Source organism: Metabacillus sp. Hm71, assembly GCF_051842955.2.
Classification (GTDB): Bacteria; Bacillota; Bacilli; order Bacillales; family Bacillaceae; genus Metabacillus.
Window position 1 is genome coordinate 4,751,286 of sequence record NZ_CM200278.1, and the last position, 26,589, is coordinate 4,777,874.

Consider the following 26,589-nt stretch of genomic DNA (forward strand, 5'->3'; position numbering starts at 1 on the left):
GCATCTTCAACTAGAAAGGCAGGTTTTCTCTCAATTATAAAGCATTTTTATTATATATATGTAAAATGTTGAAGAATGGAACAATTTTTCAATTTAATGAAGAGAAAATCTAGTAAAAATAAGAGACTGTCAAAATTAAGGAATCAGCCACTTCCTTTAAGACAGTCTCAAGATTTTATTGGAATTGTAATAACAAAGATTGTGGAATTTTTATTGGAATCAACCTCAATTATTCCGCCATATTGATCAACAACATGTTTGACAATACTAAGTCCATCTCCTCTTGGAACTCCTCTTCTCTCTTCTTTTGTTGAAAATCCCGCCTTGAAAATTTCCTTTTTTAATTCATTTGGAATTTTCGGTCCTATGTTTTCAACCTTAAAAATGTACAGAGATGGAGTTGCTCTGACTTCAATGCTAATGAACCGTTCAGCCTCAGGAAGCATCATCGTTGCATCAAATGCATTATCAATCAAGTTTGAGAGAACCTTGATGATATCAATTGATTTCATTTTGTGAAAAGGATCATCATCTACTAGCAGGTGCATATCTACCTTATCATTTTGCGCCCTTACCCACTTTGACTGTAATAAAATATAAAGAGCCGGATGGTTTACTTTTTGTGGCAATTCCATAGATTCTACTTCTTTCGTTAAAGAATTCACATATTCATATGCCCGGTCTTCCCTTTTTAGCTTTAATAAACCTTGTATAACTTGAATATGGTTAATATAATCATGTCGAATCGACCTCATTGTCTGAAGCATCGATTGATACTCCCCCTGGTAGGTTTCTTCTGCATCACCTACTTGAGAGATCGCATCGCGCCGAAGCCATAACTGAAAAGCTAGAAAAATACTAAATGTAAAAAACGTAAACAATCCGCTATATAGAAAAAATGGAAAACTGCTTTTTATCACGTTATCCACTATATTGTCTACCGTTGCAGCATTTTCTTCGATAACAAGTGATCCAATAGATTGCCCGCTATTGTTTATAATAGGGACTCCTGCCAGCACATATGTCCCATTTATGTCATCCTTTACCCTAATAGAAAAGGATTGATTTTCTGTAAATTCCCTCTTGAGTTCATTGGAAAGTTTGCAGCACTCTCCGCTAATTGATACAGAATCGTCTACTGTAATACTATCTGCAACCACCTTTAGTTGGTGCTTTTTACCAACCTTTAAGATATAAGCATACTTTACACCGATATCCTGTTTTGCATTTCGCAAATTTTCTTCAAGCCTTTGAAGTTTGGACATAGAATCCTCGTCTTTTAAATAAGCCTCATATGTAGGTACATTAAATTGATTCAGCACAGCTCTAGCTGTTGAGATTCCTTGGTTTGCAATTGTTACTTCAATCGTTTTGCGCGTACTAGCATAGGTTGCATATAAGTTTATGAAAGATAATAACGCAATAAGTAAAATTGTTACGGAGATGATGACTGCAACCTTTTTTTGTTTTATCCGATTAATATTCAGCCACCTCTAAACTGTTTACAATATATAAAGAAAAGCGCACATTAAGCCACTTTTTACCTTCATCAATGATCGCTCTACGTGAAACATAAGCAGGAAGGTTTTCATAAGCCAGCGTGATGCATCCTCCCCATTTCCTTCATAAAATATTATTGCATCAGTTGATATTTTTTGCGAATCTTTTTTTATAATAAAATAGAAAATTTACAAAGAATTTATAATTCGACCTAGACATACTCCTTTATATCGTATACCCGTCCATTTTCTAATGAACCTGAAAGAAGCTGGATCAACACATTAGCAACAAATTTCGGTGACCGTAATAACCCTTTTTCATGGTAGTCTTTAAACTGTTCAAGTGATGAAAAGTTTTCCTTTCCTGCAGAACGTATCGTCCCTTGCATTTGTGTATCCATAATCCCAGGCGAAAAAGCAATGGCAGTTACTTTATTGTTACGCTCGCTTTGTTCAACACCGATTGTGTTTGTAAACATATTTAATCCTGCCTTTGTACTGCAATAGGCACTCCAACCTGATGTCGGCCGGTTTGCAGCACCTGAGGTAATATTAACAATGACTGCTTCACATGGAATGTCTTTCATTTTTTTCATAAAAAACTCACACAACAGCATTGGCGCGAGTAAATTAAGCTGAACATTGGCAATGATATCATTCTCCTCGGCATCGCCAACAATTTTAATCGGCTCTACCATTCCTGCATTATTCACCAATGTAATCTTCGCTGCCTTAAATACATCGATTTTTGCAAACACACTTTCTATAACCGCATTTATTTGAGCAACATTAGTTAAATCACATTCGATAAATTGAAGGTCAGTTTGGTTTTCCAAAGCAGCTTCCTCAAGGGAATGATTTTTTGTCCTAGACAAATAAAATATCGTATTATCCTTTTCTAACAATTCGCTTACTATAGCTTCGCCTAACCCACGAGATGCACCAGTTACAATGTAATAATTCATTCTTTTCATCCCTTCATTAGCAAATTTCTTACACGTTCAAGCATGATTCACTAGCCATTTTTTCATAGCTTTTATTGAAAAGCAAGAATGACAAGCGATAAAATAATGCATGGGGAGTCAAATAAATGGCTCCTATCCTCATCTATAAGAGTAAAGTAGGGATATGATGAATGAGCTTTCAAATAATCCATTTCACTATCATTTTGATAGATTAGAAGATGTTGCAGACAAAATAAGTGAAGTTTTGCAATGTCCAATTACCATTGAAGATGTTAACCATAGATTACTAGCCTATAGTACACATGACGAATCCACTGACCAAGCAAGAATTTCTACGATTATCCGGCGACGTGTTCCCGAAAAGGTGATTAATAGCTTATGGAAGGATGGGACCATCCCAAAGCTGTTAAGCACAGATGAACCGATTCGGGTTGGACAGATTGATGAGGTTGGTTTAGGGAATCGAATCGCAATTTCCATTTGGAAAAATAATGAGGTATTAGGCTTCATTTGGGCGCTGGAAATTGAAAAGCGCCTTCAGGAGAACGAACTCCATCTGTTAAAAAAGGCTGCCCAAGCTGTTAAAAATAAAATGTTGCATTTGCAAATAAGAAAAACGGAAAAAGCTGAACGGAACCAGGAGTTTTTTTGGAAGCTATTGACCGGACATATTTCAACCGAAAATGAGATTCGTGAAGGCTTTCATGAGTTAAACTTAACTCTTCCCTTTATCTTTTCCGTAGTTGTCTTTAAGTTCCCACATGAGATAAACAGTGCAGCGGAAAGAAAGCTCTCCTATTTATTACAAACAACACAGCAGGCTCACATCGTGCTTGATACCATTGATTACGATGAGTTAATCATATTATTATCTACAAAAAACGCTGCGCCTTTAACGGACATAAAACTGTTCACCCGCTCGCTTATTCGTCAGCTTAAAGAACGTTATTCGATGAAGGATGTTATCGCTAGCATTGGCGGCATTTATTCACAACCTGGTTTTATTGAAAAAAGCTATAAGGAAGCACAAGCTGTCCAAGGTATCAAAAAAAGATTTCCGGCCGAAACAAACGAATTATCCTGTTTTTCGGAACTAGGGATCTATCAGTATTTAGATCTCTTATACGAACAACGTAAACAACAAGGATACACAAACTACTCCTTACAAAAATTAAAGGACTATGATAAGCAGCACAAAACCAATTTGGTCCAAACACTAGAGGTCTTTTTAGACCATGACAGCCAAGTCCATGAAGTATCCAAAGCGTTAAATATCCATGTGAATACGTTATCGTACCGGTTAAAAAGAATTGCTGAAATTGCAGAATTAAACTTGAAAAACCCGAATCAAAAAATGACCATCTACCTCGATTTAAAGCTCGATCGCATGTCTTTGTAAAATTTCACAAAGACAAGAAACATTTTTCTCTTTTTTAAACAAAGATGTTTAGAAGCATTTTCTTTATACTTTTTTATAAGAAATATAGCTTCTAGGGAGATGGGTTTTTATGATTATCGGGATTCCAAAAGAAATAAAAAATAATGAAAACCGTGTTGCACTAACACCAGGCGGAGTAACTCAATTGGTTGCTTGCGGTCATCGTGTATTAGTAGAAAAAAACGCCGGGATAGGGAGCGGCTTTCAAAATGAAGCCTTTTCATTAGCAGGCGCTGAAATCATTGAAAAAGCTGAAAGAGTTTGGGAAGAAGCAGAAATGATTATGAAGGTGAAGGAGCCGCTTCCATCAGAATATAGTTATTTCCGTAAAGGTCTTATTTTATTTACGTATTTACATTTAGCAGCTGAGCCTGCTTTAGCTGAACATTTAAAGATTAAAGGGGTAACAGCGATTGCCTATGAGACAGTGACAGTGAATAAGACATTGCCATTGTTAACACCAATGAGTGAAGTGGCGGGCCGAATGGCAGCGCAAATCGGAGCGCAATTCCTTGAAAAGCCAAAGGGCGGTAAAGGCATTCTGCTTGCAGGTGTTCCAGGCGTTAACAGAGGAAAAGTTACGATCATCGGCGGTGGTGTTGTTGGAACAAATGCAGCAAAAATGGCCATTGGCTTAGGTGCTGATGTAACAATTATCGACTTAAGTGCGGAGCGTCTGCGTCAACTAGATGATATTTTCGGAACGCAAATCAAGACATTAATATCTAATCCGGTCAACATTGCAACTGCTGTAGCAGAAGCTGATTTACTCATTTGCGCTGTATTAATTCCAGGTGCAAAGGCGCCAACCTTAGTTACCGAAGAAATGGTAAAAGCCATGAATCCAGGCTCTGTTATCGTTGACGTGGCCATCGATCAAGGCGGAATTGTGGAAACAGTTGACCATATTACAACACATGACCAGCCTACCTATGAAAAGCACGGGGTTCTCCACTATGCCGTTGCCAACATGCCAGGGGCTGTTCCACGTACATCAACCATTGCCCTTACGAATGTAACGGTGCCATATGCTTTGCAAATTGCCAACAAAGGTGTTTATCGAGCAATCAGTGACAATGATGCTCTTAAAGCCGGCGTTAATGTACTAGCTGGCGAAGTAACCTATGAAGCTGTTGCCCGTGATCTTGGCTATCCTTACAAAACAGTTGAAGAAGTATTAGCGAAGGAACACTTAATGTATTAGGATAAAAGGAGACAGCTTGGATGAGCCTGTCTCCTTATTTGTATATGACGAAAAAACTAATGGAGGTTTTATCAATGTTTAGTCAACTTTCTAAAGACGCAAAGGAAATGATAAAGGAAGAAATTAAAAGCTTTTTTTACAATGAAAGAGATGAAGAAATTGGAGAAATTGCTTCAGATTCTTTCCTGGATTTTTGCATGGAAAAGCTTGGTCCTTACTTTTATAACGAGGGTGTACAGGATGCTATTAAAATCATCAACGAACGAAATATGAATGCCGAGGAGGACCTCTATTCGCTTAAGCGCCCTGTTTCTCGGTAACGGCTTGCTCTGCTTTATTATTGCATAATTATGTCATTCTTCACAAATAATAAATGAAAAAAGAAGGGTGATGTAAATGCAGCATATAAAAGCACTGATTATTAAAGCGGTCGCGACTTTCGTTCTCCTTTTTGTCATTTTAGGAATTGGCTTCGATGTTTCCTTTGGCAATATTCTAGCGATTACATTTTTATTAGGGATTATCTCATATATTCTTGGTGATCTCCTTTTGCTTCCAAGAACAAGCAATACAACAGCAGTTATTTCAGATTTTGCTTTAGCACTGCTCTTAACATGGTTTTACCTCGCAAATATAACCTACAATGATACGAATGCCTTTATCGCATCACTAATAATAGCAGTCGGTGTCTCCTTGTTTGAAGCCTTCTTCCATCGCTATATGAAAGCAAACGTATTGAATAACGTTGAGACGAATGAAAAGCTGAACAATGTAAGGTTTCAAACCGAAGCTTCTGAGGAGCTAACACCAGAGCGACGGGAATTGGATAAAGAGGATCGTTGAGAAAATTGAATATTGAATAAAAAAGCGTCTAGATGGCGCTTTTTTGTTTAGATTATGGGATTACACTGGGGAATATATGGTAATTTGCTGGTATTTTGGGAAGGTCCTGGATAACTTGCTGATATACGGGAAAGGTGCTGATAAAGAACAAAAGCGCAAGTGCCTTGCTCAGCCCCGACAAGCATAAGACGAATTTGAATAGAAGGCGTTTTTTGCCTTCAATTCAAATTTGGCTTATGACCTCGAGGGGCTAGGCGCTGGAGCTGGATGTCAAAGCGCTTATCCACAGTTATAGCATTTTATTATTTCCTAAGCAATCAGAAAAAACGTCCCTACTTCTTGCAGGAACGCACAAACTAAATTTTCACTTTTCAGCTGAGATCATTAAAAACATCGGTCTCCGGAGTTCATCTTTCATATCAGGGTACTTCTTTAACATTTCATCAGAAGGAGTTGGTTCCTTGACTGCATTGATACGAAAACCGGCATTAATTAAGGTATTTACATAGGTTGACAACGTTCGATGGTATTTCATAACGTCTTCAGTAAGAAAAGTTGTTTTTCGTATTCCTTCTGATTGATAATGATCAATTGCCCAATGCAGCCGGTTTCCTTGTTCATCATAATACCAATCTTGTTCATCACGTGAAGTAAAAATTGGATGTTCTACGGAGAAAACAAAAGAACCATTAGGCTTTAGACATTCATAGACCTTTTTGCAGATTGGCTCAAACGATTCAATATAATGAAAAGCCAAAGAACTGATGACCACATCAAAAAAAGCTTCTGAAAAATCAATATCTTCAATCGGTAATTGGATATATGAAATGAAAGGATCATCTGTTTTTTCACGGGCTTTCTGAAGCATTTTTTCAGATATATCGATGCCAATAACAGAACTTGCTTGTTGTTCACGAGCATACCGGCAATGCCAGCCGAAACCGCAGCCCAAATCTAGAACACGTTTATTTTTTAATTCCGGTAAAAGTTCTTTTAAGACATGCCATTCGCCTGCACCTTCAAGTCCCTTTACTGAACGTGGCATTTTTTCATATTTAGCAAAGAAAGTTACATCATCATACTTGTTTTGCTTCATCCTCTATCATCTCCTATTAGTAAGATTGCCACCTAAAACGAAACCAACAGCTATTTTAGGAGCTTATCCCTCTTCTACAGAACCACTTCAAACTCCTTAACATATACTGCATTTCCCGTAATCTCGATATCATAATTGTCATTGTTTTTTAAGACCTGTACCATAACCCGACCGTCCTTTCCGATTTCATGACCTTGTTCAACTACAAGATTTAGAGATTTTTCAAAATCGGAGTTTATGTATGTTGCATAATATGCTCCCATTACCCCTGAAGCAGTTCCCGTAACTGCATCCTCGATCGTCCCGGAGTAAGGTGATGAAAAGTGCCTAGCATGCATATCTGCGTGAGGGTCATAGGTTTCTAAACAAAACGGATGAATAGATGCTTTTGGCATTTCTTTTAAAATAGTTGGAAATAGCTTATTATTTGGTTTCATTTTTTTAAAGGAATCAAGTGTGTTTATTGGAATTAATAGTGTCCAAGTACCTGTACTACCATAAAGAATAGGGAATTCACCAGCAAGATCCTCTATTGTTAACCCGATTGAGTTAGCTAAATCTTCCTTTGAACCGTTAAATTCTTTAAATTGTGGTGAAGCTTGTTTCATCGTGATGGATGTTTTAGGAGTTGACCTAATCTTTATTGGTAAAACACCTGCTTTTGTTTCAATGGTAAAATCTGTTTTATCACCTAATAATCCGTTCATTTTTAACGCAAACACAGTTGCCATTGTTGCGTGCCCGCATAAATTCATTTCATGCCCTGGGGTAAAATAGCGAATTCCAAAGTCAGCGATAGCAGATTTAACCGGAAAAGAAGTTTCATTGAAACCTACTTTTAAAGCAATCTCTTGCAATTCCTTATCGGTAAGATCCTCTCCTTTGAAAACAACACCTGCTGGATTCCCTTTATTTGGTTGATTACTAAATGCATCATAATGATAAACCTTAACTGCTTTCACAACTATTCCCCCCAATATTTAAGTTCAGTTCCTATTATGATTTTACCATTCATTACTAGGAACTTGTTCAGCCATCTGTATAAAAGGAAAAAGACCTTGAATAGCGCAAAGCCTTAAAAGTCCTCAAATGATCGTATTTTGACACGTGAAGGTTTTTCTCTAATCAAAACTATATCTCTCCTCCTTCCAAGGATTCCCCTTCATATGATACCCGTTCCGCTCCCAAAAGCCTGGATGATTTTGTTCGGTAAACTGAATCCCGCGGAGCCATTTCGCACTTTTCCAAAAGTAGAGATGCGGGAATACGCCTCGCAGCGGAAATCCATGCTCTGGTGTTAGCGGTTCGTTATTAAACGAATGGGCGAGCAGACTGGTTTCTTTTAAGAAATCTTCGATGGACAGATTGGTTGTCCAACCTTCTTCAGCATGTAAAATGACATAATGGGCATTTTCCTTAATGTTTATGTCCTTTACGATGTCCTGTGTTCGAATTCCTTTCCAGCAGGCATCAAGCTTTGACCAGCCTGTTACACAGTGAATATCATTGGAAAGGTCGACCTGCGGAAATAATGTCATGATATCATCAAGAGTATAAAGCTTCGGATTTTCTACTAAACCATAGATTTGCAAATTCCATTTCGAGATATCTTCATAATAGGGGACATTCCCGGCATGCAGTACCGGCAGCTTGGTGGTTACATTTTGATTCGGCGGTACTCGGTCTGATGAATGTGTTTTTCGCTTTTTCCCAAAATACATTTTTACTTATACCCTCCTCTTTAGTTAACCATAACCAAAAATAAGTTGACACACTAATTATCCTCGATTATTCTTTCTTTAAGAGATCTTAACATGTAAGGGAGATCACGATGAAAAGAAAATTAACTACATATGATATAACATTGGTTGGAATGTTTGCTGCTTTAATGGCTGTTGGTGCTAATATTACATCCTGGGCGCCATTTCTTCAAATTGCAAATGTTCCTTTATCGATGCAGCCGTTTTTCTGTATTTTGGCAGGTCTCCTTTTAGGGAGCAGGCTTGGCGCATTATCAATGACGATTTATGCGTTAATAGGGGTTGCAGGCGCACCTGTTTTTGCTCAATTCAGTGGCGGGATCGGCGTTATTTTTGGCAGTACTGGCGGATTTATTCTTTCCTATATTATTAGTGCATATGCTGTTGGCAAAGTCATTGAGCTAAGCAAGGAGAAAAAGCAGGCAACATTTTTTACGGCATCCTTTGTGGGAATTGCCCTTATTTATGTAATAGGTACAACCTATATGTGGCTTGCTTTAAATGTTTGGATGAATGCACCAATGTCTTATGGAGCTGCTTGGGGAGTTATGGCATGGTTTATTGTCAAGGACGCAGCATTTACCATTTTAGGCGCACTTATTGCCCCGAGAATTTATTTCGCTGTGACGAAGGCAGCACAAAGGCGAATCGCTGCATAACAATAAGAAGACAGCCAAAGCTGTCTTCACTATTTTATACTACTCTTATAATCCTCTAAATATTGCTGTTCTTCCTCAGGAGACAAAACTCCTGTCGCCTCTCCAATCGTTCCACCTTGCAATTTCCAAATCGCATTATGGTCCTTATCTGCCTGAGTGAAGTCGCCCTCAGCCCAGCGATTTAGAATGTCTAAATAGAGATCCTCATTTTTAAAGCTTCCATTCTCAACAATAGTTAGTAAAAATCCAATTCGTTCCTCAGTCATTTCATAATGAATCCATTTTTCTTCAGCTTCAACCTTTTGATGGGACATGCCATGCATATAATTAAGGAGCTCATCCTCTGTTAAGCTTGAATTCCCATGATCAAAAGGGTTTTCTGTTACCGCTTCCACATTTACTTGTTCAGAAGTTGACGGAGCTGAAGCCGCATGATCCTCTGTTGATGAGGCTTGTGTAGAAGATGAGACAGCTTTTTGATCAATCATATCTACTAAAATAATGCCTAATCCCCCTAAACAAATAGCGAATACAATCATACATGTCACAATAAGCTTATGTTCCTTTATCCAGGTCATGAAATTCCTGGTTACTAAAATCTATAAAAGTCTAAAACGCCACGGAACCAAGAAAACGTGACTTACCGTGGAGACTCGCACTCCATTCCGTCAGAAGAGGGATAGGACCTCTGTCATGTACCTACTGTACAAGACCATCTGCGGTTCCCTGTTAGGGACGGCTAGTTGCGATACACCATTTCTTCCTTTGATCAGCCTATCGCAAGGGTAAAGATTTTAGCTCCAGGTTACACCTCCTTCAGTTTTATTTGATGTTCAGTTAACTATAAGGTTTTATGTACGACATTCCATAATGACCATAAATGAATGTTCTTAAAGTTGTTAATATTGTTTAGTAACATACCGATATATTGACGTTGTTTTTTGCCTTGCTCTGAATGCTTTTCGGATTCTTCCATTGAACCGAGTCTTGCAATTAGATAAGGTTTTACTTTTTTCTTTAACTCGAGGAGTAATGCCTTTGGTACCTTTTCTTCAAAACCTAACCCACGTCTAGCAATCACAAATGATGCTGCTTCATGAACGGATAGACCATATTTTTCACTGTATTTAAAACGGCCAATAACTGATGTATAGGCCGGATTCACTTTTTTAATAAGAAAGCCTTCCCTTAACGCACGGCGTATGATGGTGTCCATTAGCTTTTTCTTTTTAAAATTATGTGTCAAACGGTTGAATTTCTTATTTGTATCATGCTGTTGCTTTAATGTTAGATTTTCGATAACAATTGCACCCGCATTTTTTAACTTTAGCCATTCAAATATTGTTTTAACGGTTTCACCAACGAGATTGCCCTTTTTATTTGCACGAACATATTCCAGTTCATGACAATAAAATACTTTACTTTCCAGGAAGTTCCCTTGATTTGAAGCAAGGCTTACCGCGATACGATCGATATTAATATCAATTCCTGCGATTACATTTTTTTTGATGATATCAGTCGAATAAAGTTCTCTTCCATATTCGTTTTCCTCATAAATAAAATGAACGTAATATTCTCCGTTTTTGCGCTTGATTTGAATGGTGTACGGTTTAAAGACCTCTATTGGCTTTCCTTTAGGAGTCATGCCTTCCACATCTGGAATGGTAAAGTCTAAAATCTCTTCAAAAAATTTATCAGGCACATGGAGGCTAATAGTTAGACAGGGAAGAGTTCGTTTTCCCTCTACTCGGTGAAGGGGGTTACAAATACTGAGGGAGAAAGATGATTCTGTTTCGTTAAAAAGAATGCGAATATTGAGATTTCCCTTTTTACTTTTATCTCCACGGGCATAGAGTTCGTTCGAACGTACATCTTTCCACTCTTCATTCGAGATTTTCCCTTTTCGACGAAGAAGGAAGTTTTTTTGCCCACAAAAAATGACAGTTGGAATTGTACGATTCTCCTGATGCTGTACTAATTTGTTAAGAGTAGCTTGTAATTTATCCTTTCTCGTTCTTTAACCGACTAAACAAGTGTGAAGATCAACATTTTTTGGCTTCTTTTTACCTGTTTCATAGTCATATATTTTTCGTTCTGTCTTTTGAAGCTTTGCTTTTGTATCTTCTATCCGTAAAGGAAGCAGTTCCTGTTGACTTGTAACAATTCCTTGTGCGAGCAATACTGCATCTTCAGCATACCGTATATTTACGTTAAAAATATGAGGAAGTGTCTTTTTTAAAAGCTTCGCTGATTCTCCGTCTTTTAACCGATTGAAAGCAAATCGTTTCATGGATGGAAATACCCGCATTAAATTATTTAACACTGATTTTTCCTCTTCGCTTGGGCCCTGTAAACATGGTAATATATTACTTTAGATTATACCATTTATTATAAGGGTTGATTATATTTATTTAAACAGTTTTTACCTCCTAAAAATTAGGATATCTTCATGATACAACGTTAAAAACAAGGTAGACAAGAGAAAGAATTGTCTAAATTTCCCACAATCGTACTTTTTTACTATTTTTCCATTTTAAATGTATAATTGATACTAGTTTTGACCATAAAAATAGTAGAGTACATGAAGAGGGTGTGAAAGCAATGAAAACAATCGTGGTTAAAAAATATTTTTTAGATATAAATGAAAGAGAACAGCTTGAAAAAGAAATGCTAGAAAAACATCCTGAGCTAGCAGAAACAATACTAGAATGGGATGACGAGGAGTTACTGGAGAGAATTAAACATAATAGATAAAATGAAAAGGCTGATGCTGTCTTTGAAAAGCGCAAGCGCCTTGCTCAGCCCCGACAAGCATAAGACGCTCATGAATAGAAGGCGTTCTTTGCCTTCAATTCATGAGTGGCTTATGACCTCGAGGGGCTAGGCGATGGAGCTAGACACTAAAACTAAGTACAAAATTTTATACTTGCTTACCTTCTAAAAAAAGGTTAACCCTTTTGCGACAGCATCAGCCTTTTTTGCTTTTTATAGAATAAGTGCTGCAATCCAGCCAAAGATAATCAACGGGATATTATAGTGAATAAATGTCGGAACACATGTATCCCATATGTGATTATGGTTCCCATCAGCAGATAAGCCTGAGGTTGGCCCAAGCGTACTATCAGACGCAGGGGAGCCTGCATCACCTAAAGCACCTGCTGTCCCAACAATAGCAATCGTTGCCATTGGGCTAAAGCCCAGCTCCAAACATAATGGAACAAAGATGGTCGTAATGATCGGAATCGTTGAAAAGGAAGAACCAATTCCCATTGTGACAAGTAAACCGACGATTAGCATTAATAACGCACCAATCGCCTGGCTGCCATTAATAATCGTTACGGAGTCTTCTACTAGCTGTTCAACATGACCTGTTTCATTTAAAACACTAGCAAAGCCGGAAGCAGTCATCATGACAAATCCAATAAATGCCATCATCTTTATTCCATTTGTCACAACAACATCCGCCTCTTTAAGTTTAAGAGTACCCCCGATATATAAAACAATTAAACCGGCTAAGGCGCCAAAAATCATTCCGTCAACTTCAAGCTTTTGGGAAAGAAAAAGCTGAACAGAAAGAGAGGCAATGATTGAAACAAATGCAACAATGAGAGATTTTTTCGTATATGGTTGAGTGATTTCTTGGCCTGATCGTTCACGAGTTTCATACAATCTTTTTTTGCGATAAGAGAAGAATACCGCTGCCAAAAGTCCAACAACCATTCCAATCGCAGGAATAGCCATAGCCGTTGGAATATCTGCCAAAGATACAGTTAAGCCACTTTCCTCCATGTTTTGCTGCATAATTCCATGGAAGATCGCGCCAAATCCAACTGGTAAAAACATATAAGGTGTAATTAATCCAAATGTTAAGACAGATGCAATTAATCTACGATCCAATTGGAGCTCATTAAACACCTTTAATAACGGTGGGATAAGGACTGGAATAAAGGCAATATGGACAGGGATCACATTTTGTGAAAAGATCGCCATGATTAAAATCATGAAAACGATAAGTACCTTAGAAAGAGTTTTTCGGTTTGTCTCCCCTTCACGACCGACAAGCTTGATCGCACTTGCAACCATCGCATCTGGCAGCCCTGTTTTTGAAATCGCAACAGCAAATGCTCCTAATAAGGCATAGCTAAGAGCAACCGTTGCATTCGCGCCTAAACCACTAGTAAAGGTTTCGATCGTTGTAGCCACGTCCAACCCGCCTGTTAACCCGCCAACAAAGGATCCAACAATAAGGGCGAACACCACATTTATTCTTAATAAGCTCAATATGAGCATCACAATGACAGCTATTACAACAGCATTCACCAATAAAACCTCCAAAAATCCTTTAGTTTACTAATATGGTAGAGAAATAAAAACAACAGAACTAAATTTATCACAACCTTTTTTATCGTGTCAACTAAGAAATTTATCTAATTAGCAGACTAAAGTAAAAGAGAGACATTTTCTAAGCTTTAGAAGTATAATGAAAAATTTTAGTGTGGAGATTTTTTTCGAAAAAAGCTTACCTTTTCTTGCAAACTTTTCATTTATTCTAGCAACTTTACGATTCTTTCAAGCAATTATTATAGATTCAAAAAAATCGGCCATTACGGCCGATTTTTTACTCTCCTGTTTCAAAGCGTTCAACAAACGCTGCTAATGTTCTTGCCATTACACCAGTTGCTCCTGAAGGGCCAAGGTCAGTTTCCTTTGATGTGGTAGCTGTTCCGGCGATATCCAAGTGCACCCATGGCGTATTTTCCGCGAACTCTCCTAAGAAAGTTCCGGCCATAATTGCATGTCCTTCTCGGCCTGGTGAATTATTTAGGTCAGCCATCTTGCTGTTACGAACACGTTTTTTATCTTTTTCTGTAATCGGCAGGCGCCAAATTGGCTCTACACATTCATGAGAGGCTTGCAAAACTTGTTCAAATAATTGTTCATTATTTGTCATAGCGCCAGTTGTATCGTTTCCTAATGCAATGATGACACCGCCGGTTAAGGTTGCAACATCCACTAAATAATTGGCACCATGGTGCTTAGCATACGTTATTCCGTCAGCAAGTGCTAATCTGCCTTCTGCATCCGTATTTAATACCTCAATCGTTTTTCCACTTAAAGATACAATAACATCGTCCGGCTTAAATGCTTTGCCGCTAATCATATTATCTGTTGAAGGAATAACAGCTACAACATTTTGTTCAGGTCTGATCTCACCTATGATCTCCATTGCCCCCAACACAGCAGCAGCACCGCCCATATCTGTTTTCATCCCGACGATGCCAGCTTTCGGCTTAATCGAATAGCCGCCCGTATCATAGGTAATCCCTTTACCAACTAAGCCGATAACATCTGTCCAGTCGTCTTTTCCTTGATATTTCAGAACAATCATCTTTGGCGGTTCTTCAGACCCTTGGTTGACAGCCAGCAGAGCCCCCATGCCGAGTCTTTCCATTTCTTCCTTCTCAAGCACTTCATACTCAAATTGATATTTGTTTGCTAACTCTATTGCATAGTTTGCTAATTCCGTTGCTGTTAAAAGATTAGGCGGCATGTTTGTTAACGTTCTTGCACTGTTAGTTCCATTTCCGAAAGCATAGCCGACTTCTAATGCTGTTTTTATTTCGTCCAGCTCTTCCCCATCAATCACAACATTGATCGTTTCTATATTTTTCTCAGGCTCATTGGATTTTTGCTTATAATCGACAATTTTATAAGTAGATAACGCAAATGCTTCTGCCAGTGTATAGGCAGCTTCACTGCGGTCAAAATCTTCTGTTACAAATGTGTCTAAAGCAATGGTGACATCTTGTAATTTTGCTTGTTGAACAGTCTTGAACAGTTTTCCAAACACTTCTCTTCCATCAGCAAATGTCAATTCCTTTCCTAATCCAACAAAAAAGATGCGTTTGATTTCCAGTCTTCCGAGGGTATGTAATTTAGTAATCGATTTCTGCTTTGTGGACAGATCTCCTTCTTTCATCAATTCAGTGATTTGCCCATCTAGTAGCTGATCCAGTTCAGCAGCAAGTCCTGATAATTTCCTGTTTTGCTGAAACATACCAATGATAAATGTTTCATTCATTTTATTAAGTTCTAATTTATTATGTACCTTAAACAAATGCGGCACCTCCGAATTCATGATAAATACGATCGAACATTTTTAAGATGTGCTATAATGAAGGAAATCTTTTGCAGAACGATCGATTGATGATACTCTACTAGTATACAAAACGTAGCAGTCAGACTCTATGTAAGCATATCAAAAACAAACGTGAAAATTAATCATGGCGGTTTTCTGTACATCTATGAAAGGGGTATACACTTGGATTTACTTTATAATTTTCCTTTACTTTCCTCATTAGCAGCAATATTTTTTGCCCAATTTATCAAAGTGCCTATTCAATTCATCGCTACACGACAATTGGATTGGTCCCTCCTAACAAGTACAGGCGGGATGCCCAGCTCACATTCAGCAGCGGTTACAGCTTTATCTACCGGGGTTGCACTTGATCATGGACTTGACTCCTCCATTTTTGCCGTTTCAGCAGTGTTTGCCATTATTACCATGTTTGATGCAACAGGCGTGAGAAGACATGCTGGAGAACAGGCAACGGTTTTAAACCAGCTTGTGCTTGATTTTAATCGTTTTGTTGAGGAAGCAAAGGTTTGGCCTAAAAAAGCGGAGCAGGATAAACAAAAAAAATTAAAAGAGCTGCTAGGCCATCAGCCAATTGAAGTGTTCTTCGGCGGATTAACTGGAATACTTCTCACTCTATTTTTATACTTTGTTGTAGGAGGATTACAATGAGACTTATTTCGATTTGTCCAAGCAATACAGAGCTTGTCGCTTATCTCGGATTAACCGATCACCTTGTTGCACTGGATGATTATTCCGATTGGCCGCAGGAGATTTCCCACCTGCCGCGGCTAGGGCCTGACCTCTCCATTAATATCGATTTATTAGAGACATATAAGCCTGACTTAGTGCTTGCCTCATTAAGTGTCCCTGGAATGGAGAAAAATGTGGATGAATTAATAAAACGAAACATTCCTCATATTGTGTTTCATCCCCAATCCTTCCAAGATATTGCCGAAAACCTAAAAACACTCGGAAACTTGATGGGAAAAGAAAAAGAAACCTCACATGCTATTGAAGACTATCAACACACTCTTGATACATATCGGCAAATCGCTGCAACTATTGAAAAGCCTAAAACTGTTTATTTCGAATGGTGGCCAAATCCTATCTTTACTCCCGGGAAAATCAACTGGCTTACTGAGCTTAGCCAATTAGCCGGGGCAAAGAACATTTTTGATGATGTTGAGCTTGCAAGTGTGAAAACAACCTGGGAAGATGTATACAATCGAAATCCCGAGCATATTTGCTTATCATGGGTAGGTGTAAAGCAATCAAGAATGAAGCGGGAGCATGTACTAAAAAGGGAGCATGCTGCAAACCTTGAGGCTGTGAAAAATGACCACATCCATTTACTAGAAGAATCACTTTTTTGCAGACCTTCACCACGTTTGATAGAGGGATTAAAACAGCTTGCCCATCTTTTACATCCCGCTTTGTTTCCAAAGCCAACTGAAACAAAGAGCTAGCGGAATGCTGCTAGCTCTTTGTTTTATTCTTTAAATATTTTTGTCTAAAAACTTGCATCGACTCATCATTATTCAAACGCTCCAACTGTTCTTCCGTTAATGTTCCATCGCCCATTTTGATGACATATACATCTAATTGTTTCTTTCCCCAATTATTATATACATCTTCTACTGTCTCATAATAAAGGTCTAATCGATTGCCCTTTATGGCCCCGCCAATATCAGCGACAACACCATATCCATACTCCGGAATAAATAAGATTGTTCCTATAGGAAACACATTGATATCTGCTGCAACAGTTGAGTATAAATCACGTTTAACCTTTACTCCTGAATACGTAATCCCATAGCTAGGATGATCGGGTTTTTTTCCAGTCGACTCAACACCGGCTGTGTACCCTGTTGCAACAACCTTCTTTGCAGGATACTTAGACCAATCAAATGCATCCTCTAGTGAAACATTGCGATTACTTGCCTCAACACTTGAGGATATTTGTGTTCCAACAGTTGGTTCACTTTTCATTGATTTAAATGTTAAGCCTAAAAATCGAAATGTATCGTCATTATCTTCATTGTCTTGATCCGAGCTTTCACTTGAATTTGAATAATCATGAGTATACCAATGCACAACATCCTCTGCTTCAACACCTGAAATCGCTTCATATGTTGTCGTTAATGCTCCTAAAAATAATAGGCTCATTAACATCCTTTTTCCAATTCTCTTTATACTTATCATATATTTCCTATTCACTCCTCTCACAAATCTAATCGTTCCCAGATTGATGAGAGAATATTCATAAATAAGAAAATTGATCGTTTGCACATATTCTTGAAATGGTTCTCAAATCTTGACGTTGTTTCCCATTGCAAATGGATCCCTTTAAGCGACGGTTTGGGTGCTCTTTTAGCTCCCTTTAACTTGCATTTCCCGAAGGAGTCTCAGCAGTAAAAGAGCAAAAGCGCAAGCGCCTTGATCAGCCCCGCCCCCTCGAGGGGCTAGGCGCTGGGGCTGGATGTCAAAGCGCTTATCCACAGTTCAAGAATTTTATAATTTCCTGGTAAACGATAAAAAAACCTGCCATTGGTTATTGATGACAAGTTTTATCATGAATCTATCCAGTATTATATAGAAGTTTAAGCAAAGCGCTTACTCTTTTCTCATACCTAAAACATTTGATAGCCCCTTTTACGAAGCATTTTAATCACGATACCAGAAAGAATGGCTCCGGCAAGGCCGCAAGCTAAAATAAGGATATCGGCAAGTGCTAATGAAACAATTTTATTGCCTAAGGCAGAAAATGATTCACCAGGACTTACAAAATATTCAATCAACCTCACATTATCTATAATAAAGATACAAACAATTGGATACACAATCGCCATGATCCATGACATCCGTAATAGCATATTTAGTAAAAATCCGATTCCAAAAAATAAGACTAAAAATAATAGCATTGAAATTAATAAAACAGGTAAGCTTAACATGCCTATCACCTCCATTACACCTATTTAAGTGTACTAAAATGAAAGATAGACAGTCAATCCTAAGTCAGTGAACGTTTTATGACTTCTTACCTGTTCCATCGCAGCTTTTGCATGTTTCGGAGCCGCCTAGTAATAACTGAAAATAGCCGTTCCCAGAGCAATAAGGACATTCTTGTGTCTTAACTTCTGTTGCAGTATTCATAAATGTCTCCCCTTTAAAATTGTAATAGGTCTTGATAATATACCAAGTATTCTGACAATTTTAAAGGAAGATAATCTGACATATTTTTTGATGTAAGCGAATACATATTGTATTCTCTTTTGAATGCTCTGTTTTTCGTAGAATTAAGAAAATTACAAAAATAGTCTATACGCTGTATAGCCAAAATGGTCTCCAGGATTGTGATGATCATATTTTTTCAACTCAGTATCAAAGGAAGAGTTAGCAAAGTTCACAAGCAATAAAGAGGCATCAGGATTATGAATAAGCTGCTGAGGATGAATAAAAGCAGCCTCCTCCAGCTCTTTTTCTTGAACAATAATAGAGGTGGTTTCAGCTTGGAGCTTAAAGATGATCATATTGTCACTTATCACATCTCTAATGACACCAGATCGTATTCCAATAACACTTTCAACTTTTGCGATAATTCCTGTTTCTTCACGAATTTCTCTCACAACCGCTTGATCAATTGTTTCTGCTTGTTCAACAAAACCAGCTGGCAATGACCATTTCCCCTTTAACCCGCCATATTTTTTCTTGACAACCAGCCACTCACCTTTTTCATTCTGAACAATACCTGCTACAGCCAGCCAGACATTTCCCCGTTTTGACTTCAACATCGTTTTTAACCCCTTTTGCCAGATTGATTATAAGAAAAGCGCAAGCGCCTTGATCAGCCTAGGGCAAATAAGACGCTCATGAATAGAAGGCATTCTTTGCCTTCTATTCATGAGTGGCTAGATCCTAGAGGGGCTAGGCGCTGGAGCTAGACACTAAAACTAAGTTCAAAATTTTATACTTTCTTACCTTTTTAGAAATACTTGGCTTGTCGCTATAGCATTACTTAGCAAGCGTATTTTGCTTGCTTAGAATGACTTATGCTCTATGAGTGCAAGTCCTAATGGCGAAAGCCTTAGTATTTCTTATACTATCATCCATAAAATTTTATACTTTCTAATAGTATAAAAGAGGCTGTCTCCAAAAAACAGCCTCTTTTACAAAAATATGATGAAATTAAAGAATGTTAAACTTACCTTTTTTCAATACTAATGAAGGTCCGCCAACCATATATAATGCACGGTTATCGATCATTTTTTTCATGAAGGATGCTTTTGTACCGACTAACTTTTTACCGAATACAACACCAACTGCATCGTCTTCACCTAAAGATGCTACAGATCCTTTAATATCTGGTGAAAACTTCTCCATTTCACCACGCTCGCGAATCGCAACTGCAAGGTTTTTAGCACATGTTTCACCTTGCTGCATCGCAATTTGCGCTGTTGGCGGGTAAGGACGATTGATTTCTTCATTGATGATTAATGAGCAATCTCCGATAATGAACACTTCTTCATGTCCTGGAGCACGTAAGAATTCATCAACTTTTACACGGCCTCGCATGTTTTCAAAACCTGCTTCTTCCACAACGCTGTTACCGCGAACACCTGCAGCCCAAACTACAGTGCCAGCCTTGATTGTTTCCATTTTGTCATCTTTTGCAACAATGATGCCGTCTTCGATACATTCTTTAATCGCTGTACCGATTTTAAATTCAACGCCTTTTTTCTGTAAATGGTTTACAGCGTACTCAACTAACTCAGGATCGAAACCTGGTAATGCAGTTGGTGCTGCTTCAACACAGATAATGCGTACCTTTTTAAAGTCAATATCATACTCTTTGCAAAGCTCAGGAATTCTGTTTCCTAACTCACCTAAGAATTCAATTCCGGTAAAGCCTGCTCCACCTACAACAATTGTTAAACGCTCGTCTTTTTTCTCAGCTTCCATGTTATAAGTAGCAAATTGATATTCAATATGCTCACGTAACTGACGAGCAGAATCGATGCTTGTAATCCCAAATGCATATTCCTTTAAGCCTTTGATACCGAATGTTTCCGGATGCGCACCTAAAGAAATAACTAAATAATCATACTCAACTTCGCCATTTTCAAGGACAACTTTCTTTGCTTCTTTATCAATTGACACAACAGTGTCCTTTACAAATTTCACACGGCTGTTATCAATAATATCCTTAATTTGATAACGAGCACGATCATGGTGTAAAGTACCAGCTGATGCTTCATGCAACCATGTCGTTTCATAGTGATAATCATTTTTATTCACTAATGTAATGTCTGCTTCGTTTACGCCAATTTGCTTTTGTAAACGTGTAACTGTAATTAATCCACCATAACCTGCACCTAAAATGACAACTCTTGGCTTTCTCACCGAATACAACCACCTTTTTTAATAATTGTTAAAATAAAACGAATAATGTCTCTTACTATCATCCACTGAAGGACTACATTTTATTTTAGGATAAGAGATAAAAGTTTGTGAAATCATTCACTTACCTTCACATAAAGAAGGAAAAAGCTTATCAAAAATAGAAATAGATATAATTATGCCTATATTCCATATTACTATTTAAAATTATTTTTTCAAGTAATTTTTTCTTACAAAGGAGTACATATTTTTCTAAAAATAATCTATAATCTTATATTGTTTTTTACACCCGCTTTTTAAAACGCTTACATATAACCTTAAATTCAAATGAATCTCACGAATAATGTCATATGATAGTTGGGACAATGAAGCAAAAGTAAATGAAATCCTTTATCGACCTATGGTAAGATTTTTACATAGGTTCCGTATACCTTTAAAGAGGAGGATGGCAAATGCAAGAAGATACGAAAGTATATGATATTACCATCATTGGCGGAGGGCCAGTCGGTTTGTTTACTGCCTTTTACGGCGGAATGAGACAAGCAAGCGTCAAAATTATCGAAAGTCTTCCGCAATTAGGTGGTCAGCTTTCTGCGTTATACCCCGAAAAATACATATACGATGTCGCAGGCTTCCCAAAAGTAAGAGCACAGGAGCTTGTTGACAATTTAAAAGAACAAATGGGTATGTTTTCCCAATCAGTTGTACTGGAGCAAGCGGTAGAACATGTGGAAAAACAGGCTGATGGCGTCTTTAAGCTAACAACAAACGCTGAAATTCATTACACGAAAACAATTATTATTACTGCCGGTAACGGAGCGTTTCAACCTCGTAAGCTAGAGTTAGCTGAAGCCGTAAAGTACGAAAACAAAAACCTCCATTATTTTGTCGATGATTTAAACAAGTTTGCTGGCAAACGTGTCGCCCTTTGTGGGGGAGGCGATTCTGCTGTGGACTGGGCGCTTATGCTTGAACCAATTGCCAAAAGCGTCAGCCTTATTCACAGACGTGATAAATTCAGAGCACATGAACATAGTGTCGAATTATTAAAAAAATCAAAGGTAAATATCCTAACACCATTTGTTCCTACGGAATTAGTCGGTGAGGAAAACATTGAGAAAATTTTATTAGAAGAAGTAAAAGGAGACCGTAAAGAAGCACTTGAAATAGATGATTTAATTATCAACTATGGCTTTGTTTCCTCCCTTGGACCAATTAAGAATTGGGGCTTAGAAATTGAGAAAAATTCAATTAAAGTAAACTCCAAAATGGAAACAAATATTGAAGGAATTTATGCTGCTGGAGACATCTGCACGTATGATGGGAAAGTGAAGCTGATTGCTAGCGGATTTGGTGAAGCCCCAACCGCTGTTAACAACGCAAAAGCCTTCATCGATCCAAAGGCAAGAGTTCAGCCATTGCACAGTACTAGTTTGTTTAATTAATTTGGCAGTCACATAAGGGTCTGCCCCCTCCCACAACTATCTGTATATAGGAGTTTTGTGCTAGAGGGGATCAGATCCTATTTATTTTTTCACTCTTGTAAAACTTCAATTGAGGAGATATGGGTCGGATTAATCGTAATTTTTTTAGCTCGATCCAAATAAATAAAGCCATTAAACAATTCCCTTCCCTCAGGCCGGTCATTGTAAAGGGTTTTTTTAAAGTCATTTACTGAATAATTTTCTTCTACTATCACATACTCTTTTCCACTATTCATAATAACTTTAATTTTCATGTCTCCACTCTCCTAACTATTATCTTAGTTAGTTATTCGATAGAAGAAATGAAAAATCCTACTTTGTTTTAATAAATTCATATGCACGTTACTAGTGAGATTGTTGCTATCTTGATTCGGTGATTGATGCTGAAAAAAACAGACCCCCTCAGACTGTAAAAAACAACAATCTAAAGCGATCTGTTTATATAAAACTTAGCACTCTTCAGGCGTACCAGTATTTGTAGCGGTACGGAATGAAGAACCGCAGCCGCATGATGCGATTGCGTTAGGGTTGTCGATCGTAAAACCGCCGCCCATCATCGATTGCTTATAAATGTTGATATATCAAGGTTTTTTATAGTTTTCGATGATTATGAATTGCAATTATGATTGTTAATTGCTAGCCAACTCGATTGTTAATGTCGTTAACTGAATTATACCCAAAGTTTTACCTTCAAACAAGCAATAACCAACTATCAATTCCCTTTGGGTAGTAAAAAATCCTACCTTCCAAAGGAGATAGGATTTGGTTCTCACGTTACCTATAAGACACTCCTTACCACTGAAAGTAGTGGTAAAAACATGTAAAGCAGTCTATTAATAGGTGTTATTCCCCTTAAACATCCTTAATAAGATGAAACTAAAATTAACTCTGCTACAGTTGATTGTTTATCTTCAATAGGGCTGCTAGCTGCTCATGCGAAATTATATGTATTTCCCAATTAAGTAAAGTCTTCATTCTTTTAACATAAGTATCTAGACTTTCAGATACCTTGGCAGCTGAAATAAATACAACAATAGCTTTATCACCTAAATAAGAAAATGGTTTGAATATCTGGTAAGCAATTTTCTCTGGCACTAATTTCTTAAATTCTCTTCCTGACTTAAACGGCATACAGATATAAAATTGCTCGAAAGCTTTTCCTATCGGAATCTCCATATCAGAAATTTCAAATGCACCATGCGGTTTTTGGGATTCTTTTTGCGCAATTCCCTCATCTATGTTAATCATTAAATTAGCAATTTTTCTTCTTAAAGTATCATCATCAAAATCTAATAATTTGCCCATATCTTCTTCGGTAACATTAATTGTAGGTATTTTATCATACTGATTAAAATAATCTTGAAGTCGAAACCACCTTGGTATTTTGGTGGTTTTGGGATAAGGAATACCCATTTCACCTATTTTTGGATTTTCTGTTTCTTTAAGGCTTTTTACTACATTTCTAAGTAAAGTTATATGATTTACTGACCTAATCTGTCCTTTTTGGATGTGTTCCTTAAATAAATTATAATCATCCTTAAACAATCTAACAAAAAGGCTTGGATTTATTGATTGTAGGTTAAGATATCCCCATATTTTATCATTAATGTTCCAAACTTTAATGTCGCAAGACATTAATGATACTAACTTATCTTCTATGTCAGCAAGCTTTTCTTTCTTAATGAAATGTAAATATTTAAAACGCTGTTCTAAGAAGAACAGATGCAATTTACGATTTTCTTTTATTACTTCTTTTATTATCGGATTGTTCCAACAGTTCCACATGTAATCATGGAAAGCATTTAAATTACTTAACGCCTGCTCCTGATAAATAACATCATTTGATTGAATATATTCATAAAGAGTTTGGATGGCATTTAATAAAGTATATATTGCAGGAACAAAAAATTCTGAAGAATCCCCATCTAATATCATTTTTATTCCTCTGAAGAATCCGCTGTTAATTCGCTTAAAGAAATTATTATCTACTGAATCACCTAACGAATAATTTCCAATATTAGAACTTCGAATACGAACTCTCATTGTTAAAAAATCATTATTAACTCTTCTAAAATCCTGTTCAAGGTTATCGCCTTTTACGCTTTTAGGGAAGTAATAAAAACTGCTATAGTACCACAAACTCTCTCTGTAGAACAAAATATCATTAATATTATGTAAAATTCTTTCAAGGATAACCCTTTCATGAGGTTCTATGTCTAAACTAATAAGAACATCATCGACTAATAATGCTGCATTTCCTAAAAATTCAATACTCTTGTATGTGAGACGCTCTTCAGTAAGCTCTATTCCAGCTATTAAAGCTGGAAAGTCGTTAATAAAGAACTGTTTCATTTTTCATTCACCCCCATATTTTAATACCTTCTAATTTTTCATTTTCAAAGAAATTAGGTGATTTTTTAGTTGCCACTTGGAGTTCAAAGGAGGTTAAACAAATTGCATCTATTGGTAAAGACAATTCAATATATTTCTCCACTATCTCTCTTCGTTTAAAATGACTTATTCCCTGAAAATCATCAGATATTATAATCATATCTAAATCTGAACACTCTGTAGTCTCGCCCTTACAAAATGAACCAGTAATGTAAACTTCTTTTAAGGTAAATACACTATTCAATTTTTCTAAATTTATTTTATGAATTTTTTCCATATTACCATTATATTATAATAAATACATGAAAGTTGAGACTCTTTACTCCTTTTTAAATAATATTTTCAATGTATGGTTGAGCAAAATTCTTTAAAATACTGAAAAGAAGACTTGTTTTTTGATATATAAACAGAAACTACAAAGAGAACAACTCATTGTCGTATCGGTTAATAGTAATTTAAGTATTATGTGAAAAAGGCTACTGCTTATCGACTCTATAAAAAAAGTGTTAAAGAAATGTGGAAATATCGCCCCCATATCCTCAGCATAAAGAAAGAGACCCCCTTGGAAGTCTCCTTAAACTACTTCATATTCCTTAACCTTGCGATAAAATGTAGCCTTAGTCATATTTGATTTCTTCATTGCTTCAACTGCAGTAATTTCTCCTGCTTTCCATTGCTTATAAGCCTCTTTAAATTCAGAAGTAATAGATGTTTTAGGTCTTCCTAGGTGTATACCCTGTGCCTTTGCTGAAGCTATGCCTTCAGCTTGACGAGCCTTAATCTTAGTCCTTTCTTCTTCAGCAACCCATGATAATACCTGTAATACCAAATCAGCTACAAAAGAACCAATTTTATCATTGTATTTTCGTGTATCTAATAGTGGCATATCAATTACAACAATATTTGCTTTGATGTTCTGGGTGATATCTTTCCACTCGTTTAGAATCATCTCTTTATTACGCCCTAGCCTATCTAAAGAATGAATGAATAGCGTATCACCTTTACGCAATCGCATTTTCAAAGCTTGGTATTGAGGTCTATTGAAGTCTTTACCGCTTTGCTTATCGATATGAATATCACGCTCATCAATTCCAAGAGCATACATGCTATCAAGTTGTCGTACTTCATTTTGGTCTTTACTGCTTACTCGTACATATCCGAATTCTTTGTTCTCCATGGTTAATTCCACCTTGTTATTTAATACTCTTATCTTAAAGAATATCGTATCAAAAGGTCAATATAAATTACGATACGTCTCAAAAGTGAATTCAATACCATATGAGACTATCCAAACCCTTATTCGACCGTTTCATTAAATGCGTTTCAGAAAGTGTACCTTTTGAAACTATAGCTAATCAGAAACAACATAACAAAAGCAGCAGTGAGATTTCCCCTCTAATCTCACGTATAGAATTACTTCTGTTGTCGGATATCATTATCGAAGTTAATCAGATTGTCGCTATATGTTTAATTACTTTATCATACTAAAACCAACCTAATATTTGAGTCGTGTCGGAAATTTACCGAATACTTGTTTGTGGATGAGCATGGTTTCTGTATCCACCAACAAATTAACATGGAACTTTACAGTAGGTTTCATTATGCTCCAGATTTAATCCAAGCATAAATGAACAAAAGTGGTAAGAACCCCTCCAATTTCTCTAACTTACTATTCCTCCGATAATTGACCTTGCACACCTACCTATGTATAAGG

The 26,589-nt window shown here is 37.1% G+C and carries 28 protein-coding genes and 1 pseudogene; 9 read left to right on the top strand and 20 right to left on the bottom strand.

Going from position 1 to position 26,589, the window contains the following annotated elements; translation table 11 throughout:
• Positions 1–167: 167 nt before the first annotated feature.
• Together ACSVDH_RS23425 and ACSVDH_RS23430 are read right to left on the bottom strand one after the other, a co-directional pair.
• Positions 168–1,265, bottom strand: coding sequence for a sensor histidine kinase (locus tag ACSVDH_RS23425; protein ID WP_439251633.1), 1,098 nt, complete (start codon positions 1,263–1,265; stop codon positions 168–170).
• Between the two features lie 446 nt (positions 1,266–1,711).
• Positions 1,712–2,464, bottom strand: a complete 753-nt coding sequence (locus tag ACSVDH_RS23430; RefSeq protein WP_439251631.1) for a (S)-benzoin forming benzil reductase — start codon at positions 2,462–2,464, stop codon at positions 1,712–1,714.
• Positions 2,465–2,630: 166 nt separating this feature from the next.
• On the opposite strand from ACSVDH_RS23430, the gene adeR reads away from it, so the two are divergent.
• The 4 genes from adeR (at position 2,631) to ACSVDH_RS23450 (ending at position 5,949) form a co-directional block, all read left to right on the top strand.
• Positions 2,631–3,863 carry a sporulation transcriptional activator AdeR gene (adeR, locus tag ACSVDH_RS23435; protein ID WP_439251630.1) on the top strand — a complete coding sequence of 411 codons (1,233 nt, stop codon included), beginning with the start codon at positions 2,631–2,633 and terminating at the stop codon, positions 3,861–3,863.
• A 109-nt stretch (positions 3,864–3,972) separates the two neighbouring features.
• Complete coding sequence (gene ald, locus ACSVDH_RS23440; RefSeq protein ID WP_439251629.1) at positions 3,973–5,106, top strand: alanine dehydrogenase; 1,134 nt, start codon at positions 3,973–3,975, stop codon at positions 5,104–5,106.
• Positions 5,107–5,180: 74 nt separating this feature from the next.
• A complete protein-coding gene (locus ACSVDH_RS23445) occupies positions 5,181–5,426 on the top strand; it encodes a DUF2164 domain-containing protein (protein WP_439251627.1) in 246 nt (81 codons plus the stop codon).
• A 76-nt stretch (positions 5,427–5,502) separates the two neighbouring features.
• Entirely contained in the window at positions 5,503–5,949 is a 447-nt protein-coding gene (locus ACSVDH_RS23450; protein ID WP_299087394.1) for a YndM family protein, read from the top strand.
• A 364-nt stretch (positions 5,950–6,313) separates the two neighbouring features.
• Here the strand turns inward: ACSVDH_RS23450 and ACSVDH_RS23455 are convergent, their stop codons facing one another.
• The 3 genes from ACSVDH_RS23455 to ACSVDH_RS23465 form a co-directional block, all read right to left on the bottom strand.
• Positions 6,314–7,045 (bottom strand): class I SAM-dependent methyltransferase, encoded by a 732-nt coding sequence (locus tag ACSVDH_RS23455; protein WP_439251625.1) that lies wholly within the window; start codon positions 7,043–7,045, stop codon positions 6,314–6,316.
• Between the two features lie 74 nt (positions 7,046–7,119).
• Positions 7,120–8,007, bottom strand: a complete 888-nt coding sequence (locus tag ACSVDH_RS23460) for a PhzF family phenazine biosynthesis isomerase (RefSeq protein WP_439251623.1) — start codon at positions 8,005–8,007, stop codon at positions 7,120–7,122.
• Between the two features lie 159 nt (positions 8,008–8,166).
• Entirely contained in the window at positions 8,167–8,766 is a 600-nt protein-coding gene (locus ACSVDH_RS23465; RefSeq protein ID WP_439251622.1) for a sulfite oxidase-like oxidoreductase, read from the bottom strand.
• 110 nt (positions 8,767–8,876) lie between these two features.
• Here ACSVDH_RS23465 and ACSVDH_RS23470 point away from each other — a divergent pair, with 110 nt between their 5' ends.
• The gene (locus tag ACSVDH_RS23470; RefSeq protein ID WP_439251621.1) at positions 8,877–9,464 is read left to right on the top strand and encodes a biotin transporter BioY; all 588 of its coding nucleotides are present in this window, start codon (positions 8,877–8,879) and stop codon (positions 9,462–9,464) included.
• Positions 9,465–9,493: 29 nt separating this feature from the next.
• Here ACSVDH_RS23470 and ACSVDH_RS23475 read toward each other — a convergent pair whose 3' ends face one another.
• The 3 genes from ACSVDH_RS23475 to ACSVDH_RS23485 form a co-directional block, all read right to left on the bottom strand.
• A complete protein-coding gene (locus tag ACSVDH_RS23475) occupies positions 9,494–10,042 on the bottom strand; it encodes a DUF6241 domain-containing protein (protein ID WP_439251619.1) in 549 nt (182 codons plus the stop codon).
• A gap of 263 nt (positions 10,043–10,305) precedes the next feature.
• Complete coding sequence (locus tag ACSVDH_RS23480; protein WP_439251617.1) at positions 10,306–11,166, bottom strand: IS200/IS605 family accessory protein TnpB-related protein; 861 nt, start codon at positions 11,164–11,166, stop codon at positions 10,306–10,308.
• Positions 11,167–11,481: 315 nt separating this feature from the next.
• Positions 11,482–11,829 carry an SSO2105 N-terminal domain-containing protein gene (locus ACSVDH_RS23485; RefSeq protein ID WP_518618360.1) on the bottom strand — a complete coding sequence of 116 codons (348 nt, stop codon included), beginning with the start codon at positions 11,827–11,829 and terminating at the stop codon, positions 11,482–11,484.
• 236 nt (positions 11,830–12,065) lie between these two features.
• On the opposite strand from ACSVDH_RS23485, the gene ACSVDH_RS23490 reads away from it, so the two are divergent.
• Positions 12,066–12,218: a hypothetical protein gene (locus tag ACSVDH_RS23490; RefSeq protein WP_439251614.1), complete on the top strand. Its 153-nt coding sequence runs from the start codon at positions 12,066–12,068 to the stop codon at positions 12,216–12,218.
• A gap of 231 nt (positions 12,219–12,449) precedes the next feature.
• Here the strand turns inward: ACSVDH_RS23490 and ACSVDH_RS23495 are convergent, their stop codons facing one another.
• Both ACSVDH_RS23495 and ACSVDH_RS23500 read right to left on the bottom strand, forming a co-directional pair.
• Positions 12,450–13,784 (bottom strand): Na+/H+ antiporter family protein, encoded by a 1,335-nt coding sequence (locus ACSVDH_RS23495; RefSeq protein WP_439251612.1) that lies wholly within the window; start codon positions 13,782–13,784, stop codon positions 12,450–12,452.
• A 298-nt stretch (positions 13,785–14,082) separates the two neighbouring features.
• Complete coding sequence (locus ACSVDH_RS23500) at positions 14,083–15,582, bottom strand: leucyl aminopeptidase (RefSeq protein ID WP_439251610.1); 1,500 nt, start codon at positions 15,580–15,582, stop codon at positions 14,083–14,085.
• A 204-nt stretch (positions 15,583–15,786) separates the two neighbouring features.
• Here ACSVDH_RS23500 and ACSVDH_RS23505 point away from each other — a divergent pair, with 204 nt between their 5' ends.
• Together ACSVDH_RS23505 and ACSVDH_RS23510 are read left to right on the top strand one after the other, a co-directional pair.
• The gene (locus ACSVDH_RS23505) at positions 15,787–16,272 is read left to right on the top strand and encodes a divergent PAP2 family protein (protein WP_299087412.1); all 486 of its coding nucleotides are present in this window, start codon (positions 15,787–15,789) and stop codon (positions 16,270–16,272) included.
• Positions 16,269–17,069, top strand: coding sequence for a cobalamin-binding protein (locus ACSVDH_RS23510; protein WP_439251609.1), 801 nt, complete (start codon positions 16,269–16,271; stop codon positions 17,067–17,069). Before ACSVDH_RS23505 ends, ACSVDH_RS23510 begins: the two co-directional genes overlap by 4 nt.
• A gap of 10 nt (positions 17,070–17,079) precedes the next feature.
• Here the strand turns inward: ACSVDH_RS23510 and spsC are convergent, their stop codons facing one another.
• From spsC to ACSVDH_RS23535, 5 genes are all read right to left on the bottom strand, one after another.
• Positions 17,080–17,805 carry a stationary phase survival protein SpsC gene (spsC, locus tag ACSVDH_RS23515; RefSeq protein ID WP_439251608.1) on the bottom strand — a complete coding sequence of 242 codons (726 nt, stop codon included), beginning with the start codon at positions 17,803–17,805 and terminating at the stop codon, positions 17,080–17,082.
• A 428-nt stretch (positions 17,806–18,233) separates the two neighbouring features.
• Entirely contained in the window at positions 18,234–18,554 is a 321-nt protein-coding gene (locus tag ACSVDH_RS23520) for a YuiB family protein (protein WP_299087418.1), read from the bottom strand.
• A 76-nt stretch (positions 18,555–18,630) separates the two neighbouring features.
• Positions 18,631–18,756, bottom strand: coding sequence for a YuiA family protein (locus tag ACSVDH_RS23525; RefSeq protein WP_439251607.1), 126 nt, complete (start codon positions 18,754–18,756; stop codon positions 18,631–18,633).
• A 152-nt stretch (positions 18,757–18,908) separates the two neighbouring features.
• On the bottom strand, positions 18,909–19,394 hold the full coding sequence (locus tag ACSVDH_RS23530; protein ID WP_439251606.1) for an NUDIX domain-containing protein: 486 nt from the start codon (positions 19,392–19,394) through the stop codon (positions 18,909–18,911).
• A 394-nt stretch (positions 19,395–19,788) separates the two neighbouring features.
• Positions 19,789–21,012: an NAD(P)/FAD-dependent oxidoreductase gene (locus tag ACSVDH_RS23535; protein ID WP_439251605.1), complete on the bottom strand. Its 1,224-nt coding sequence runs from the start codon at positions 21,010–21,012 to the stop codon at positions 19,789–19,791.
• A gap of 440 nt (positions 21,013–21,452) precedes the next feature.
• On the opposite strand from ACSVDH_RS23535, the gene yumC reads away from it, so the two are divergent.
• A complete protein-coding gene (gene yumC, locus ACSVDH_RS23540) occupies positions 21,453–22,445 on the top strand; it encodes a ferredoxin--NADP reductase 2 (RefSeq protein WP_299087426.1) in 993 nt (330 codons plus the stop codon).
• 89 nt (positions 22,446–22,534) lie between these two features.
• Here yumC and ACSVDH_RS23545 read toward each other — a convergent pair whose 3' ends face one another.
• From ACSVDH_RS23545 to ACSVDH_RS23565, 5 genes and pseudogenes are all read right to left on the bottom strand, one after another.
• Positions 22,535–22,738 carry a hypothetical protein gene (locus ACSVDH_RS23545; RefSeq protein WP_299087428.1) on the bottom strand — a complete coding sequence of 68 codons (204 nt, stop codon included), beginning with the start codon at positions 22,736–22,738 and terminating at the stop codon, positions 22,535–22,537.
• 195 nt (positions 22,739–22,933) lie between these two features.
• Positions 22,934–23,053, bottom strand: a pseudogene (locus ACSVDH_RS23550) (HesB/IscA family protein); the annotation flags it as partial.
• A gap of 322 nt (positions 23,054–23,375) precedes the next feature.
• Positions 23,376–24,836 (bottom strand): hypothetical protein, encoded by a 1,461-nt coding sequence (locus ACSVDH_RS23555; RefSeq protein ID WP_439251604.1) that lies wholly within the window; start codon positions 24,834–24,836, stop codon positions 23,376–23,378.
• A gap of 7 nt (positions 24,837–24,843) precedes the next feature.
• Complete coding sequence (locus ACSVDH_RS23560; RefSeq protein WP_439251603.1) at positions 24,844–25,152, bottom strand: nucleotidyltransferase domain-containing protein; 309 nt, start codon at positions 25,150–25,152, stop codon at positions 24,844–24,846.
• 297 nt (positions 25,153–25,449) lie between these two features.
• On the bottom strand, positions 25,450–26,052 hold the full coding sequence (locus ACSVDH_RS23565; protein WP_439251602.1) for a recombinase family protein: 603 nt from the start codon (positions 26,050–26,052) through the stop codon (positions 25,450–25,452).
• Positions 26,053–26,589: the final 537 nt, after the last annotated feature.

What these genes read in the sequence shown, in the direction of transcription:
- ACSVDH_RS23525 (WP_439251607.1), bottom strand. Translation starts at nt 18,756, where the DNA reads ATGAATACTGCAACAGAAGTTAAGACACAAGAATGTCCTTATTGCTCT.
- ACSVDH_RS23490 (WP_439251614.1), top strand. Translation starts at nt 12,066, where the DNA reads ATGAAAACAATCGTGGTTAAAAAATATTTTTTAGATATAAATGAAAGA.
- ACSVDH_RS23520 (WP_299087418.1), bottom strand. Translation starts at nt 18,554, where the DNA reads ATGTTAAGCTTACCTGTTTTATTAATTTCAATGCTATTATTTTTAGTC.
- ald (WP_439251629.1), top strand. Translation starts at nt 3,973, where the DNA reads ATGATTATCGGGATTCCAAAAGAAATAAAAAATAATGAAAACCGTGTT.
- yumC (WP_299087426.1), top strand. Translation starts at nt 21,453, where the DNA reads ATGCAAGAAGATACGAAAGTATATGATATTACCATCATTGGCGGAGGG.
- ACSVDH_RS23545 (WP_299087428.1), bottom strand. Translation starts at nt 22,738, where the DNA reads ATGAAAATTAAAGTTATTATGAATAGTGGAAAAGAGTATGTGATAGTA.
- spsC (WP_439251608.1), bottom strand. Translation starts at nt 17,805, where the DNA reads ATGATAAGTATAAAGAGAATTGGAAAAAGGATGTTAATGAGCCTATTA.
- adeR (WP_439251630.1), top strand. Translation starts at nt 2,631, where the DNA reads ATGAATGAGCTTTCAAATAATCCATTTCACTATCATTTTGATAGATTA.
- ACSVDH_RS23475 (WP_439251619.1), bottom strand. Translation starts at nt 10,042, where the DNA reads ATGACCTGGATAAAGGAACATAAGCTTATTGTGACATGTATGATTGTA.
- ACSVDH_RS23470 (WP_439251621.1), top strand. Translation starts at nt 8,877, where the DNA reads ATGAAAAGAAAATTAACTACATATGATATAACATTGGTTGGAATGTTT.
- ACSVDH_RS23530 (WP_439251606.1), bottom strand. Translation starts at nt 19,394, where the DNA reads ATGTTGAAGTCAAAACGGGGAAATGTCTGGCTGGCTGTAGCAGGTATT.
- ACSVDH_RS23450 (WP_299087394.1), top strand. Translation starts at nt 5,503, where the DNA reads ATGCAGCATATAAAAGCACTGATTATTAAAGCGGTCGCGACTTTCGTT.
- ACSVDH_RS23425 (WP_439251633.1), bottom strand. Translation starts at nt 1,265, where the DNA reads ATGTCCAAACTTCAAAGGCTTGAAGAAAATTTGCGAAATGCAAAACAG.
- ACSVDH_RS23445 (WP_439251627.1), top strand. Translation starts at nt 5,181, where the DNA reads ATGTTTAGTCAACTTTCTAAAGACGCAAAGGAAATGATAAAGGAAGAA.
- ACSVDH_RS23510 (WP_439251609.1), top strand. Translation starts at nt 16,269, where the DNA reads ATGAGACTTATTTCGATTTGTCCAAGCAATACAGAGCTTGTCGCTTAT.
- ACSVDH_RS23565 (WP_439251602.1), bottom strand. Translation starts at nt 26,052, where the DNA reads ATGGAGAACAAAGAATTCGGATATGTACGAGTAAGCAGTAAAGACCAA.
- ACSVDH_RS23430 (WP_439251631.1), bottom strand. Translation starts at nt 2,464, where the DNA reads ATGAATTATTACATTGTAACTGGTGCATCTCGTGGGTTAGGCGAAGCT.
- ACSVDH_RS23465 (WP_439251622.1), bottom strand. Translation starts at nt 8,766, where the DNA reads ATGTATTTTGGGAAAAAGCGAAAAACACATTCATCAGACCGAGTACCG.
- ACSVDH_RS23560 (WP_439251603.1), bottom strand. Translation starts at nt 25,152, where the DNA reads ATGGAAAAAATTCATAAAATAAATTTAGAAAAATTGAATAGTGTATTT.
- ACSVDH_RS23555 (WP_439251604.1), bottom strand. Translation starts at nt 24,836, where the DNA reads ATGAAACAGTTCTTTATTAACGACTTTCCAGCTTTAATAGCTGGAATA.
- ACSVDH_RS23455 (WP_439251625.1), bottom strand. Translation starts at nt 7,045, where the DNA reads ATGAAGCAAAACAAGTATGATGATGTAACTTTCTTTGCTAAATATGAA.